General features: G+C 64.8%; 13 protein-coding genes. 5 read left to right on the top strand and 8 right to left on the bottom strand.

Annotation, left to right across the window (positions count from 1 at the left end; all coding sequences use genetic code 11):
* Positions 1 to 58: 58 nt before the first annotated feature.
* From FJ417_RS16520 to otnK, 3 genes are all read right to left on the bottom strand, one after another.
* Positions 59 to 769, bottom strand: coding sequence for a GntR family transcriptional regulator (locus FJ417_RS16520; protein ID WP_140784194.1), 711 nt, complete (start codon positions 767 to 769; stop codon positions 59 to 61).
* Positions 770 to 905: 136 nt separating this feature from the next.
* Positions 906 to 1,550 (bottom strand): class II aldolase/adducin family protein, encoded by a 645-nt coding sequence (locus FJ417_RS16515; RefSeq protein ID WP_140784193.1) that lies wholly within the window; start codon positions 1,548 to 1,550, stop codon positions 906 to 908.
* Between the two features lie 5 nt (positions 1,551 to 1,555).
* Entirely contained in the window at positions 1,556 to 2,833 is a 1,278-nt protein-coding gene (otnK, locus tag FJ417_RS16510; RefSeq protein WP_140784192.1) for a 3-oxo-tetronate kinase, read from the bottom strand.
* A gap of 109 nt (positions 2,834 to 2,942) precedes the next feature.
* Between otnK and FJ417_RS16505 the strand changes: the two genes are divergently transcribed.
* Complete coding sequence (locus FJ417_RS16505) at positions 2,943 to 4,175, top strand: aminotransferase class III-fold pyridoxal phosphate-dependent enzyme (protein ID WP_140784191.1); 1,233 nt, start codon at positions 2,943 to 2,945, stop codon at positions 4,173 to 4,175.
* Between the two features lie 6 nt (positions 4,176 to 4,181).
* Here FJ417_RS16505 and FJ417_RS16500 read toward each other — a convergent pair whose 3' ends face one another.
* The 3 genes from FJ417_RS16500 to FJ417_RS16490 all read right to left on the bottom strand — a co-directional run bounded on the left by FJ417_RS16500 (position 4,182) and on the right by FJ417_RS16490 (position 6,823).
* A complete protein-coding gene (locus FJ417_RS16500; protein WP_140707769.1) occupies positions 4,182 to 4,859 on the bottom strand; it encodes a GntR family transcriptional regulator in 678 nt (225 codons plus the stop codon).
* A gap of 102 nt (positions 4,860 to 4,961) precedes the next feature.
* On the bottom strand, positions 4,962 to 5,939 hold the full coding sequence (locus tag FJ417_RS16495) for a transketolase C-terminal domain-containing protein (RefSeq protein WP_140784190.1): 978 nt from the start codon (positions 5,937 to 5,939) through the stop codon (positions 4,962 to 4,964).
* Entirely contained in the window at positions 5,936 to 6,823 is an 888-nt protein-coding gene (locus tag FJ417_RS16490) for a transketolase (RefSeq protein ID WP_140784189.1), read from the bottom strand. Before FJ417_RS16490 ends, FJ417_RS16495 begins: the two co-directional genes overlap by 4 nt.
* A gap of 103 nt (positions 6,824 to 6,926) precedes the next feature.
* Between FJ417_RS16490 and FJ417_RS16485 the strand changes: the two genes are divergently transcribed.
* Both FJ417_RS16485 and FJ417_RS16480 read left to right on the top strand, forming a co-directional pair.
* Positions 6,927 to 8,294 carry an aminotransferase gene (locus FJ417_RS16485; protein ID WP_140784188.1) on the top strand — a complete coding sequence of 456 codons (1,368 nt, stop codon included), beginning with the start codon at positions 6,927 to 6,929 and terminating at the stop codon, positions 8,292 to 8,294.
* Positions 8,295 to 8,336: 42 nt separating this feature from the next.
* A complete protein-coding gene (locus FJ417_RS16480) occupies positions 8,337 to 9,770 on the top strand; it encodes an NAD-dependent succinate-semialdehyde dehydrogenase (protein WP_140784187.1) in 1,434 nt (477 codons plus the stop codon).
* A 21-nt stretch (positions 9,771 to 9,791) separates the two neighbouring features.
* On the opposite strand, the gene FJ417_RS16475 is transcribed toward FJ417_RS16480, so the two are convergent.
* Together FJ417_RS16475 and FJ417_RS16470 are read right to left on the bottom strand one after the other, a co-directional pair.
* A complete protein-coding gene (locus tag FJ417_RS16475) occupies positions 9,792 to 10,472 on the bottom strand; it encodes a GntR family transcriptional regulator (RefSeq protein WP_140784186.1) in 681 nt (226 codons plus the stop codon).
* 80 nt (positions 10,473 to 10,552) lie between these two features.
* Positions 10,553 to 11,101 (bottom strand): VOC family protein, encoded by a 549-nt coding sequence (locus FJ417_RS16470; RefSeq protein WP_210240651.1) that lies wholly within the window; start codon positions 11,099 to 11,101, stop codon positions 10,553 to 10,555.
* A gap of 139 nt (positions 11,102 to 11,240) precedes the next feature.
* Between FJ417_RS16470 and FJ417_RS16465 the strand changes: the two genes are divergently transcribed.
* Both FJ417_RS16465 and FJ417_RS16460 read left to right on the top strand, forming a co-directional pair.
* Positions 11,241 to 12,161 carry an aminotransferase class IV gene (locus FJ417_RS16465; RefSeq protein ID WP_140784185.1) on the top strand — a complete coding sequence of 307 codons (921 nt, stop codon included), beginning with the start codon at positions 11,241 to 11,243 and terminating at the stop codon, positions 12,159 to 12,161.
* Positions 12,158 to 12,925 (top strand): SDR family NAD(P)-dependent oxidoreductase, encoded by a 768-nt coding sequence (locus FJ417_RS16460; protein WP_140784184.1) that lies wholly within the window; start codon positions 12,158 to 12,160, stop codon positions 12,923 to 12,925. Before FJ417_RS16465 ends, FJ417_RS16460 begins: the two co-directional genes overlap by 4 nt.
* The last annotated feature ends 2 nt before the right edge of the window (positions 12,926 to 12,927 follow it).

Below are 12,927 nucleotides of genomic sequence, written 5' to 3'. Positions count from 1 at the left end.
TCGGAGATTTTCCTTGAATGAAGCGAGGCCTGGATGTCGGGTTTCTGTGGGGTGCCGACTAGCGCCGCGACCGCCGCGGAGGCTTGTCTTCGGTATCTTCCTTGCTCTCGATACCGGCGAGATGCTCGATGAATTTGCGGCCGCCCTCGATCAGGTCCTGTTCGAAGGCGCCGCGGAGCGCCGCCTCGTCCTTGGCGCGCAAGGCCGCGATCACGTTGACATGCTGATGCTGGCCTTCATAGGTCGGGTGGCCATGCGGGTAGAGCAGGCTGAGCAACGGGCCGGCCTGGATCCACAGTCTCTCGATCATCTCGATCAGATGCGGCATTTCCGATTTGCGATGAACCGCGAAGTGGAAGTCGTAATTGTGCTGAAGCGCGGCCGCGTAATCCTTGGTGCGCTCAGCCTCGATCAGCTTGTGATGGATATCTTCGAGGGTTGTCAGGAACGGCTCGTCGATATGCGGCATCGCCTTGGCGGCGGCATAGGGTTCGAGCACCAGCCGGATGTCGCGAAGCTCCAGATATTCCTTGAGGCTGATCCGCCGCACGCGGATATAGTAACCCGGCTTCATCTCGAGCGCGCCGTCCTTGACGAGTTGGAAGATAGCCTCGCGCACAGGCGTCTCGCTGGTGCCGAGTTGCTGGGCCAGGTCGCGGATCTTCAGCCGGTCGCCGGGATGAAGCCGCGCCGACATCAACTCCTGGCGAAGACGCAGGTAGATCTGCGAAGACAGGCTCGTCGCCTGAATCTCAGGCAGGTTCTGCATTTTCAGCGGACTCGCTTTTGCATCTGGCCGACTGTCCTCATGACCATACAGCACCAGGCATGTCCATATCGCGTCCCCGGCAGCGTTCGAAAATCCGGTTCATAACGAGGCTCATCGCTCCTTGCGGCCACGCTCGTTAGCCGGGCAGCAAACCCGTCCCATAATTGCCGTAACGCTCGCCGACACGCAGCATTTCTTCTTCCGGGAGCAGCACCGGCTCGCCGCCTTGCAGCGCCATCAGGTACTGGCGCGCCAGGGTTTCGAACTTCACCGTGGTCTGGAAGGCAGCTTCCAGCGTCTTGCCGATGGCGATCATGCCGTGATTGGCGAGCAGGCAGGCCGTGCGATCCTTGAGCGCCTCGACCGCCGATGTTCCGAGATCGACCGTGCCAAAGGTGGCGTAGCGGGCGCAGCGCACATCGGCGCCGCCGAAGGCCGCGACCATATAGTGGAACGACGGCAGCGGCTTGCGCAGGCAAGCCAGCGCCACGCAGGCATCGGCATGGGTATGGATCACCGCGTTGGCGGCCCGATAGGCGTCGAGGATCGCGGCATGCATGTGCCATTCGCTCGACGGAATGCCGCCAATCGCACCGCCGTCGGCTTCGACGCGGACAAGCCTGGACGGCGTCAGATTGGCGCTGTTTGCCCCGGTAGGCGTGATCAGCATGCCGCCGGCAATCCGGCAGCTCACATTGCCGCTGTTGCCGTGATTGAAGCCCTCGTCCTGCAGACGCTTCACTGTGTCGACTATCGCCTGGCGCGGTGTGTCTTCGTCCATCGTCGTCAGTGCTCCGGATGCCGCATGGATTCCAGCGTCGGCAGGAACATGTCCACAGGGCCAAGCTTTCCCGATTTGAGGCTGAGGGCGACGATCTCGCCATCTTCCGTTGTCGCTCGCGCAATGCCAGGACCCTGGTAGGCGCCGATCCTCAAGCGATCTATTCCAAGCTGCTCGACCACCGATCCGGACGTCTCGCCGCCCGCGACGAGGAAGCGCCGGACGCCGCGCTTGCGCAGTTCCACGGAGAGCCTGCCAAGAATAGCCTCGGCGAAGGCCGCGGCGCCTTCGCGCCCATGTCTTGCCTGCGCAGCGCCGACCTGCTCCGGGCCGACGGAGGTGGCGAGCGCGATCGGGCCGTCGTCGAGATGTGTGCCCGCCCAGGCGAGCGCCTTCTCGACCGCCGCATCGACGCTTCCGACGGAAGCGATGTCGATGCGATGCACCGGCCTTGCCTGCTCGAACACAGCGAGCTGCTCCAGCGTTCGTTCCGCGCAACTGCCCGCCAGCACGACGCCCGGGCTTTCCACCGCCGGCAGCGGTCGCTTCGGCGGCGCGTGGTCCAGCCAGCCGCGCTCGCGCCAGAGCGCGGGATAGTGGCGCATGACCGGCGCATTGCCGGTCATCAGCGGCCAATCGACGGTGAGCGCCGCGACCGCGGCAAGATCTTCCGCATAGATTGCGTCCATGACGACGTGCCGGATGCCTTGGGCGGCCAGTTGGTCGACATAGGCGCGCCGGGTGGAAGGCTCGGCCCGGACGACATTGTGCGGCAACAGCCCGACGGCGAGTTTCGACTGCCGCTGCAGCACGCGAACGAGATTGGGGTCGGTCATCGGGGTCAGCGGATCGAACCGTTTGGGCGATTCCGAAACGAGCTGCGCGCCGACGAACAGATGGCCTTGGAAGACACTGCGCGCGAGATCGCCGGAACTCGGGCAGAAGCCGGTGTGGGTGGCCCGCGTCAAGGCAAGCAGACTGTCGGCCACCGGACCGATATTGCCATCATCGGTAGAATCGAAGGTGGCGCAATATTTGAAGAACAGCCGTCTCGCGCCGATGTCGAGCAGCCGCTGCGCGGCATCTTCCGATTTCCGCAGGGCCTCGGCGACCGGAACGACGCGGGTCTTTTGCGCGACGACCACAGCGGGCGAGTTGGCGAAATGCTGGACCAAAGCAGGCCTGGTCACGAATCCGCAGTCGACGCCGAGCGCCACCAGCATCGCGGCTGTCTCCATGCCGCCGGTGAGATCGTCGGCAACGATGCCGATGATGGGCTGCATTTTCTCCGCGTCCCCGAACTATTGTACGCGGATGATACATGATATATCGAATGCTGCAAACAAGTCTTGGCGAGTCGGGCGGCACGGCGCCAGACGGGGGCACCCTTCCATGGACCAACATTCGAAGAGCATCGACGGCGCCTTGCGTGCCCGCGCAAAGCGCGTCATCCCCGGCGGCATGTGGGGGCATCAGAATGCACCGCGCTTGCCGGCCGGCTATCCGCAATATTTCTCCCGCGCGCAAGGGTGCCGTACCTGGGACGCGGACGGGCGTGAGTACATCGATTTCCTCTGCGGCTGGGGGCCGATGATCCTGGGCTATGGCGACGCCGACGTCGAGGCGGCGGCCGACAGGCAGCGGGCGCTTGGCGATGCGATGAACGGGCCGAGCGAGCGGCTTGTCGAATTGGCGGAACTGATGGTCGAGACCGTTCCGCATGCCGATTGGGCGATGTTCTCCAAGAACGGAACCGACGCCACGACAGCCTGCCTGACGATCGCGCGCGCGGGCACCGGGCGCCGCAAGATCCTGGTCGCGCGCGGCGCCTATCACGGCGCCATTCCGTGGTGCTCGCCATCGGTCGCAGGCGTTACCGAGGAGGACCGGACGCATCTTGTCTATTACGACTACAACAACATCGAGAGCCTGGAGGCCGCGGCAGAGTTGTGCAGGGGCGATCTCGCCGCGACCCTGGTCTCGGCCTTCAAGCATGACCTTGGCAAGCCGCATGAATTGCCGACCGTGGCGTTCGCGCGAAAGGCACGTGCGCTCGCCGATGATGCCGATGCCGCGCTGATCGTCGACGATGTGCGCGCCGGCTTCCGCCTCGACATGGGCGGCAGCTGGGAACCGGTTGGCGTGCGGCCCGACATGGCCGCCTGGAGCAAGGCGATCGCCAACGGCCATGCGCTGGCCGCTGTCACCGGCAACGATCGGTTCCGCGAAGGAGCGACACGCATCTTCACCACCGGCTCCTTCTGGACCGCCGGCGTGTCGATGGCGGCGGCGATCGCTACGATCCGGAAGCTCGGCGCGGTCGATGCCGTGGCGCATATGCAGGCCATGGGCCAGTGTTTCCGCGACGGTCTAGACGCGCAGGCGAGGAAGCACGGTGTGCCCTTACGGCAAAGCGGGCCGGTGCAAATGCCGGTGCTTTTGTTCGAGAACGATGTGGATCGGAAGCTCGGCGACACGTTCTGCCTGGAAGCGCTCGCCCGTGGCGTCTACCTGCATCCGGCACACACGCTGTTCCTGTCGGTTGCCCACCAGCAGGCCGATATCGATCAGGCGCTGTCGGTGACGGACGAGGCTCTGGCGGCGGTCGCGCGGTTGCTGGCCTGATAAGGGTTACGGCGCGACGAAGCCTTCGTGCCCCTGCAGGAAGCGCAGAAAATCCTCGCCGCCCAGGATGAGGTCCTGCTCCATGGCGGCGCGCGCCTTTTCCGAATTCTTCTCGCGCAGGCCCTCTATCACCGTCTCGTGCTGGGCGGCGCCCACATATTTGTGCTCGCCTTCCTTGAAGAAGACGGTCAGCATCGGCCCCATCGAGACCCACAGGCTCTCGATATGAGCGACCAGCATTTCCATGCCGGACAGCCGATAGACGGTGAAGTGGAAGTCGCGGTTGTAGCGAAATGAAAGTTCCGGATCACTGGCTCGGTCCGCCTTCTCGAACACCTTCTGGATGGCGGTCAGCTTGTCGATGTCATCCTTCGTCGCGTTCTGTGCCGCGAGTCCGGCGGCAAGGCCCTCCAGCGACAGCCTTATGGTGCGGACCTCCATGTAGCGCGCCAGCGTCAGCGCCGGCACGGTGACGAAACGCCCCGAGCGCAGTTCCAGGCCGCGTTCGCTGACCAGCCGCAGGCAGGCTTCGCGGGCAGGGGTGACGCTGGTGCCGAGCTGGTCGGCGAGATCCTGCATCACCAGGCGCTGCCCGGGCCGGAACTGCCCCGCGATCAAGCCTTCGCGAAGGGCGACATAGGCGCGTGCGGAAAGGTTGCCTTGCTCGAGCGGCTGAATGTTCACGGCAAAGGTCTCCTCGGCATTGTTGTTTGGCGTCTTCTGCCGGCAGTGATTCTACAGGATATAACCAATAGACGCTTTTTCCTTCACTGTATTGTCGGCCTGCTAAGCGAGCAGGGATTGCGCGACGCTTTCGACGCCGGGAGCGTCGAGCTTGTAGTGGCGATAAAGGTGGGTCGGCGGCGCGATCAGGCTGTATTCGTCCTTGATGCCATGCCGCACAAGCCGTGCGCCGCCGCCTTCCTCGGCCAGCACTTCGGCGACGGCGCCACCCAGGCCGCCGAGGATATTGTGTTCCTCGACGGTCAGGATGAAGCGCGACTTGCGCGCCGCTGCCATCACCGCCTCGCGGTCGAGCGGCTTAATCGTGTGCATGTCGATGACGCCGACGGAATGCCCCTTGGCGTTCAATGCTTCCATCGCCTGTTTGGCCGAGTGCACCGCCATGCCGCAGGCGATGATGGTGAGATCGTTGCCGATGCCGTGGATCACGGCCTTGCCGAATTCGAATGGCGCATCCTCGGCATAAACGACGGGATCGTGGCCGCGCGAGATGCGGAAATAGATCGGCTGCGGATGGTTGACGGAAGCGCGCAGCGCCGCGGCGAATTGCGGGCCGTCCGCGGTGGAGACGACGGTGAGGTCGGCAATCGAGCGCATGATCGCGATGTCTTCCGTGGCGTGATGCGAGGTGCCGTAGAAACCGAGCGAGATGCCGGTGTGGTGACCGATCAGGCGAACCGGCTGCGCGCAATAGGCGACGTCCATGCGGATCTGCTCGCAGCAAAGCAACGCCAGGAAAGACGCGAAGGTCGCCACATAGGGCATGACGCCGGTCGTCGCCATGCCGGCCGCGGCCGAAACCATGTTCTGCTCGGAAATACCGAATTGCGTAAAGCGCTCGGGAAAGCGCCGGGCAAAGCCGACGAGTCCGTTGGAGTGCTGCAGGTCGGCGGTGCCGGCAACGACCGGATGGCCGGCTTCGGCAAGCTCGATCAGCGTGTTGGCCAAAGTGGCAAGCGAAGGCGCGCGCTTGTTCAACTCGCGGTACTGCCAGCTGTCGGGATGCAAGGCCGCGCTCATTCCGCACCTTCGAGGATCATATCACGGGCACGCGCTTCGTCCTCCGGCGCGAGATAGCCGAGATGCCAGCCGGGTTCGGTTTCCATGTAGTCGATGCCTTTGCCCTTGACCGTTTTGGCGATGACGCAGCAGGGTTTTTCGCGGCCGGTGTCGGCCTTGACCTTGCGCAGCAGGTTGGCGAGCGCGACGATGTCGTGGCCGTTGACCTCATGCACTTCCCAGCCGAAGGCGCGCCACTTCTCATCGAGCGGTTCGACCGTCGCGACGTCGTCGACCTTGCCGTCGAGCTGGTAGCCGTTGCGATCGATGATTGCGACGAGCTTGCCCAGCCGGTGGGTGGTGGCGCTGATGGCGGCCTCCCACACCTGCCCTTCCTGCATCTCGCCGTCGCCGAGCAGGACGAAGACGTTGAAGTCCTTTCCGTGGAAGCGGCCGCCCAGCGCCATGCCGACGCCATTGGACAGGGCATGGCCGATCGAACCGGAGCTGAAGTCGACGCCGGGCACCTTGCGCATGTCGGGGTGATCGCCGAGCGGGTTGCCGAGGCGGGTGTAATCGTCGAGCCAGGAGCGGTCGAAGAAGTCGAGATCGGCGAGGATCGGAAACTGGCCGACCGCCGCATGACCCTTGCCCATCAGGAAACGATCGCGTTCCGCCCAGCCCGGCTCGCCGCGGCGCAGCCGCATCGTGTCGTAGTAGAGCGTCGAGAAGATCTCGGCGCAGGAGAAGACCGACGAGTAGTGGCCGACCTTGGCGATCGAAATCAGCCTGATCGTCTCCAGCCGCACGAAGCGCGCGCGCTCGCGCAAGCTGGCAGCCTGTTCGTCCGATATCCCGTCACCGCCGCCGTTGCTCGGCCATCGGCTCTCGCCTGAAGACGCCATGCTCGATCTCCTCCGTTTCCAGTATCTGACCCTCGACAACTTATAAGTTATAAGATATCTGGTTGAGCCGCAAGAACAATCATCCGCTCTTAGGGAACAGGAAATGCTGCACAATTCGGCTCGGGCAATCGACATGAGCCTGCATCTGCATTCGCAGACGGACCCGCGGCGGCACGAGCAGGATGGGCCGCTGATCATCTCGGGCGGCGACGGCGTCTATGTCCGCGATGATGCCGGAAACCGCTATATCGAAGGCATGGCCGGCCTGTGGACGGCATCGCTCGGCTTCAACGATCAGAGATTGGCCGCCGCTGCGGCTGCTCAATTCGCCAAGCTCGCCAACTACCATACGTTCAACCATCGTTCGAACGAGCCCTGCATCGATCTGGTCGAGCAGCTCGCGGCGGTCTCGCCAATTCCGGACTGCAGGATATTCCTGGCCAATTCGGGCTCCGAAGCCAACGATTCCATGGTCAAGCTAGCCTGGTACTATCAGGCGGCGCGCGGCAAGCCTGAGAAGCGGCGCATCATCAGCCGCAACGGCGCCTTCCATGGCAGTACGGTGATGGGCGCTGTGCTGAGCGGCCTGCCGCATATGCACCGCTCGTTCGGCATGAACACCGACGACGTCCTCTTTGCCGGCAAGCCGCATTTCTACCGCGAGGCGCGGGATGGGGAGAGCGAGGAGGCGTTCGCCGACCGGCTGATCGCCGAACTGGAGGCGATGATCTTGGCGGCCGGCCCCGAGACGATCGCGGCGATGATCGCCGAGCCGGTGATGGGGGCGGGCGGTGTCGTCGTGCCGCCGCAAGGTTACTTCCCCAAGCTGCGCAAGCTGCTTGACGAGCACGACATCCTGCTTCTGGCCGACGAAGTGGTCTGCGGCTTCGGCCGTACGGGCAATTGGTTCGGCAGCCAGACTTTCGGTTTCAAGCCCGACATGTTCTCGGTCGCCAAGGGTCTGTCCTCGGGCTATCTGCCGATCGCGGCGGTGGTCGTGTCGGACGCGACCTACCAGGCGATCGCGGACGAAGGGCACCGGAACGGCGTCTTTGCGCACGGCTTCACCTATTCAGGCCATCCCGTCGCCTCGGCCGTCGCCGCCGAAGCGTTGCGCATCTATCACGAGATCGATGTCGTTGGCCGTGCCAGGACGCTGGGCGCGCAGATGTTGGAAGCGCTTCGCAACGCGCTTGCCGACCATCCGATGGTCGGCGAGATCCGCGGTGTCGGCCTGCTGGCCGGCATTGAGCTGGTCGCCGACCGGCGCACCAAACAGGGTTTTCCGGCCGAGGCCAGGGTTGGCGCGCAGGTTGAACGCGCTTGCCGGCAACGCGGCATCATCCTGCGCAACATGGGCGGCGTGTTGGCGCTCTGCCCGCCTTACATCATCGAGCCGGACCAGATCGACGAACTCGTCCGCGCGCTTTTTCTCGCTATCGAAGACACCAGGGAGAGCCTCTCGCTCTGAGGCTTGGCTGCCATGACAATCACCATCAGACAGGACAAAAGCATGTACCCAGAAGTCGAGCTTTTCATCGACGGCAAGTGGGGACCGGCGGCTGGCGGCAAGACGCTCGAGGTTCGCAATCCCGCCACTGACGAAGTCATCGGCTCGGTTGCGGTGGCTGGCGCCGCCGATCTCGATCGGGCGCTCGCAGCAGCCGAACGCGGCTTCAAGGTCTGGCGCAAGGTCTCGGCCTTCGAGCGCGGCAAGGTGATCCGAGAAGCCGCACGGCTGATGCGCGAGCGTGCCGGCAGGATCGCCGGCCTGCTCTGCCTCGAACAGGGCAAGCCGCTGAGCGAGGCGACGATCGAAGTTCTTGCCTCGGCCGATATCCTCGACTGGTTCGCGGAGGAGGGGCGTCGCACCTATGGGCGCATCGTGCCGGCGAGAGCCAGCAACGTCCATCAATTGGTCGTGCGCGAGCCGGTCGGGCCGGTCGCGGCGTTCACGCCGTGGAACTTCCCGGTGTCGCAGACGATCCGCAAGATCGGCGCCGCGCTCGCCACCGGATGCTCCATCATCGTCAAGCCACCGGAAGAAACGCCGGCTTCGCCCGCCTGCCTCGCCGACGCCTTCAAGGATGCCGGGCTTCCCGACGGCGTGCTTAATCTCGTCTATGGCAACCCGCCGGAGATTTCGAGCTACCTGATCCCGCATCCAGTGATCCGGAAGGTGTCCTTCACAGGCTCCGTCCCCGTCGGCAAGCAACTCGCGGCGCTCGCCGGCCAGCATATGAAGCGCGTAACAATGGAACTCGGCGGGCATGCGCCGGCGATCGTCTTCGACGACGCCGACCTCGACAACGCGGCGGCCCTGCTGGCGGCTGCCAAGTTCCGCAATGGCGGCCAGGTGTGCGTCTCGCCGACGCGTTTCCTGGTCCAGGACAAATCCTACGCGCCGTTCGTCGACAAGCTCGTCGGCCATGCGCGCGCCATCAAGGTCGGCGACGGGCTGACCGACGGCACCCGCATGGGGCCATTGGTCAATGAACGGCGGCTGCAAGCCGTCGAGGCGATGATTTCCGAAGCGGTGGCCGAGGGCGCCAAGCTCGAGACCGGCGGCAAGCGCATCGGCAACAAGGGCGCTTTCTTCGAGCCAACCGTGCTCAGCGACCTGCGCCCCGGCATGCGCATCATGAACGAGGAGCCATTCGGTCCGGTGGCGCTGGCGATGCCGTTCGCGACGTTCGACGAGGCGGTGGCCGAGGCAAACCGGCTGCCCTACGGGCTCGCGGCTTACGCCTTCACCCGTTCGCTGAAGACGGCGACCGAGCTTGGCGCGGAGATCGAGACCGGCATGCTGACGACGAACCATCTCGGCCTGGCGCTGCCGGAAGTACCCTTCGGCGGCGTGAAGGACAGCGGCTACGGTTCCGAAGGCGGCTCGGAAGCGCTGGAGGCTTATCTCGTCACCAAGTTCATCAGCCAGGCGGGATTCTAGTGGCTCCCGCCAGTGCGTGGGCTAGGCGAACATCTCGTTATGTTGTTCGAGCTGCAGGCGGGTGCGACGGATGTGGCCGTAGAGAATGAGGCCGGCCTGTTCGCCGTCGCGACGCTTGAGCGCCTCTAGGATCAGTCGATGCTCGTGATGCACCGCCGCCATGCCGGCCTTGCCGACCGATGCGGCGAAAGCGCGGCGGTATTGCTGGGTGGTGTTCCAGAATTTGTGGATCATCTGGGCGAGCTGAGGCATCCGCGCGCCCTCATAGCTCAGGAGATGAAACTCGCGGTCGAGCTGCAGGAACTCGTCGATGCCGTCAGCGGCCTCGATGCGCGAGACGAGGTCTTCCAGGCGCGCAAGCGTTTCGGGCGAAAGGTTGGCGCTGCTTTCGGACAGCGCCAGCGGCTCCAGCCGCTCGCGGATCTTGTAGATCTCGATGCATTCGGCGCGGTCGAGCTTGGAAATCCAGGCGCCGCTGTTGGGCACGAGGATGACCAGCCCCTCGCTTTCCAACTGCCTCAGCGCCTCGCCCACCGGAATGCGGCTGATACCGTACTCTTCGGCGAGCTCCTCCTGGCGGACGCGGCTGCCCGGCCGCAGCCGCCCCGACAGGATGGCGTCGCGCAGCGCGTCGGTGACGCGGCCGCTGGCCAGGGCGGCGCCGTTGCCCTCGATTCCGCCGCTTGTGCGTCTGCCGGCCATGATCTCAATTCCCGCATCGTGTCGATCCCGAAGATGTTAGTGCATCGGCGAGCGGGTGGGAATCGGCACGAACCAACCACTCACAGATGAGGGCTGGCGGGATGCCAGAGCCGGCGGTCCGTCTCGCGCTCATAGGCCTTGCCCTTGGGGAAGGAGACCAGCTCGAGCTGCATGCCCCAGGGGCTCAGGAAATAGACCCAGCTCTGACCGGCGCTCGGCCCCTCGATGCGCACCGTCGGCTCGCCGAGCACACGCACGCCATGCGATCTGAGATAGGCCACAGCCTCGCCGATATCGTCGACATAGAAGGCGAGGTGGTGTCCGCCGACGTCACTGTTGCGGGGCTGGGCGCCGTTCCGGCCGGGGGCGGAATATTCGAAGATCTCGAAGTTGGAGCCGTGACGGCAGCGCAGGAATTTGAGCCGCTTCATCACCGTCTGGGGGTGGACGTTGAGATGGGTTTCCATCCAGTCGCCGTCGGACTGGAAAGGCCCGAGCTCGTAGAACGGCTCGCAGCCGATCACCTCGACGAAGAAACGGACGGCTTCGTCGAGATCGGGCACGGTGAAACCGATATGCTCGGTGCCGCGCAGTCCGGGCAGGCCTTTCATGGTATCCGTCGCTTCCATGCTCATGATCGGTACGATGTCTCGCGATTCCTGCAGAAACGTATCCAATTGATGGTCGTTGGCAAGAGAAATAGCCGTACTGGCCGAATAAATCGAAGTCATTGTATCCAATACTAGCGCCGTTTTGGAGGAGGTTTGCATGCACGACAGGACAGAATACGATCCCGCATTGGGCATAGCCTTCGTCAACGGAAGCTACGTGCCGCTCGCCGAGGCCACGATCCCGATCACCGACCGGGGTTTCGTCCGGTCCGATTCGACCTATGACGTCACCCATGTCTGGAAGGGCCGCTTCTTCAGGCTCGACGATCATCTCGAGCGCTTCCTGGCTTCCATGCGCGGCCTGCGCATGAGCCTGCCGCTGTCCAAGGCGGAAATGGCCGATATCCTCGTCGAATGCGTGCGCCGCAGCGGACTTCGCGACGCCTATGTGCAGATGACCTGCACACGCGGCGTGCCGCCGGCAGGCACGCGCGATCCGCGGCTTTGCCAGAACCGGTTCTATGCCTTCGCGCAGCCTTTCGTCTGGATCGCCAATGACGAGCAGCGCCGCGACGGGCTGAAGATGGTGGTGAGCTCGGTGCAGCGCATCCCGCCCGAATCGCTCGATCCGCGCATCAAGAATTTCCACTGGCTCGATCTCACCATGGGCATCTTCGAGGCCTACGACAAGGACGCCGTCGTCGCCGTGCTCAACGATGGCAAGGGCAATGTCACCGAAGGCGCGGGCTTCAATGTCTTTTCGGTGAAGGGCAACGTCATCGCGACGCCGGACCGCGGCGTCTTCGAGGGCATGACGCGCCGCACGGTGATCGAGATGGCCGGCGAAGCAGGCGTGACCTGCGAGGTGCGGCCGCTGCCGATCGAGGAACTGCGCGACGCCGACGAGATCTTCATCTCCAGCTCCGCCGGCGGCATCATGCCGGTGACGGTGCTTGACGGCCGCATCTACGGCAACGGCAAGCCCGGACCGATCACCAACCGCATCCACGATCTTTACTGGGCAGCACACAGGGCGGGTCCGCTCTGCACGCCGGTCAGTTACGAGACGGCCGCATGAGCGCGCAAGCACAACGTGTCTTCCTGGTGACCGGCGGCACGCGCGGTATCGGCGCGGCCTGCGTCGAGCGGCTGGCGGCGGATGGCGCGCGGGTCGTCTTCACCGGGCGCGACCGGGCCGCCGCCGATGATGTGATCGCCGCGGTTCCCGGCGCCGTCTTCGCCGCCGGCGACGCGACCAGCGAGGCCGACTGCAAGCGCGCGGTCGACGTCGCGCTGGAACTCGGTAGGGGGTGCATCGCCGGCCTGGTCAACAATGCCGGCGCCGGCGGGCGCGGCGCCTTCGACCAGACGACGCTCGACGATTGGAACAGGACGATGACGGCCAACGCGACCTCGGCATATCTGTTCACGCGTCATGCGCTCGCGGGTCTGCGGGCCGCTCGCGGCGCCGTGGTGACGATCTCGTCGGTGGCCGGCCTGGTCGGCGAGGAGGGGCTTGCGATCTACACCGCCTCCAAGGCAGCGCTGATCGGCCTGACACAAGCGCTGGCGCTCGAATACGGCTCGGAGGTGCGCTTCAACGCTGTCTGCCCGGGTCAGATCGCAACGCAGATGATGGCAAAGACGCTGGCCATTCCGGGCCGGCGCGAGAAGCTGGAAAAGCGCATTCCCGCGGCGCGCCTCGGCGCACCGGAAGATGTCGCGGAGGCGGTCGGCTGGCTGCTGTCTCCCGCGGCGGGCTTCGTCAACGGTGCGGTGCTCAGCGTCGACGGTGGCGAGACCGCCGGCTTCATGACGCCGCGCGACGATCCGAAGGCCTGACT

This window comes from Mesorhizobium sp. B3-1-7, assembly GCF_006439385.1.
In the GTDB taxonomy this organism is placed as follows: Bacteria; Pseudomonadota; Alphaproteobacteria; order Rhizobiales; family Rhizobiaceae; genus Mesorhizobium.
This window is presented reverse-complemented; position numbering and strand designations above follow the sequence as displayed.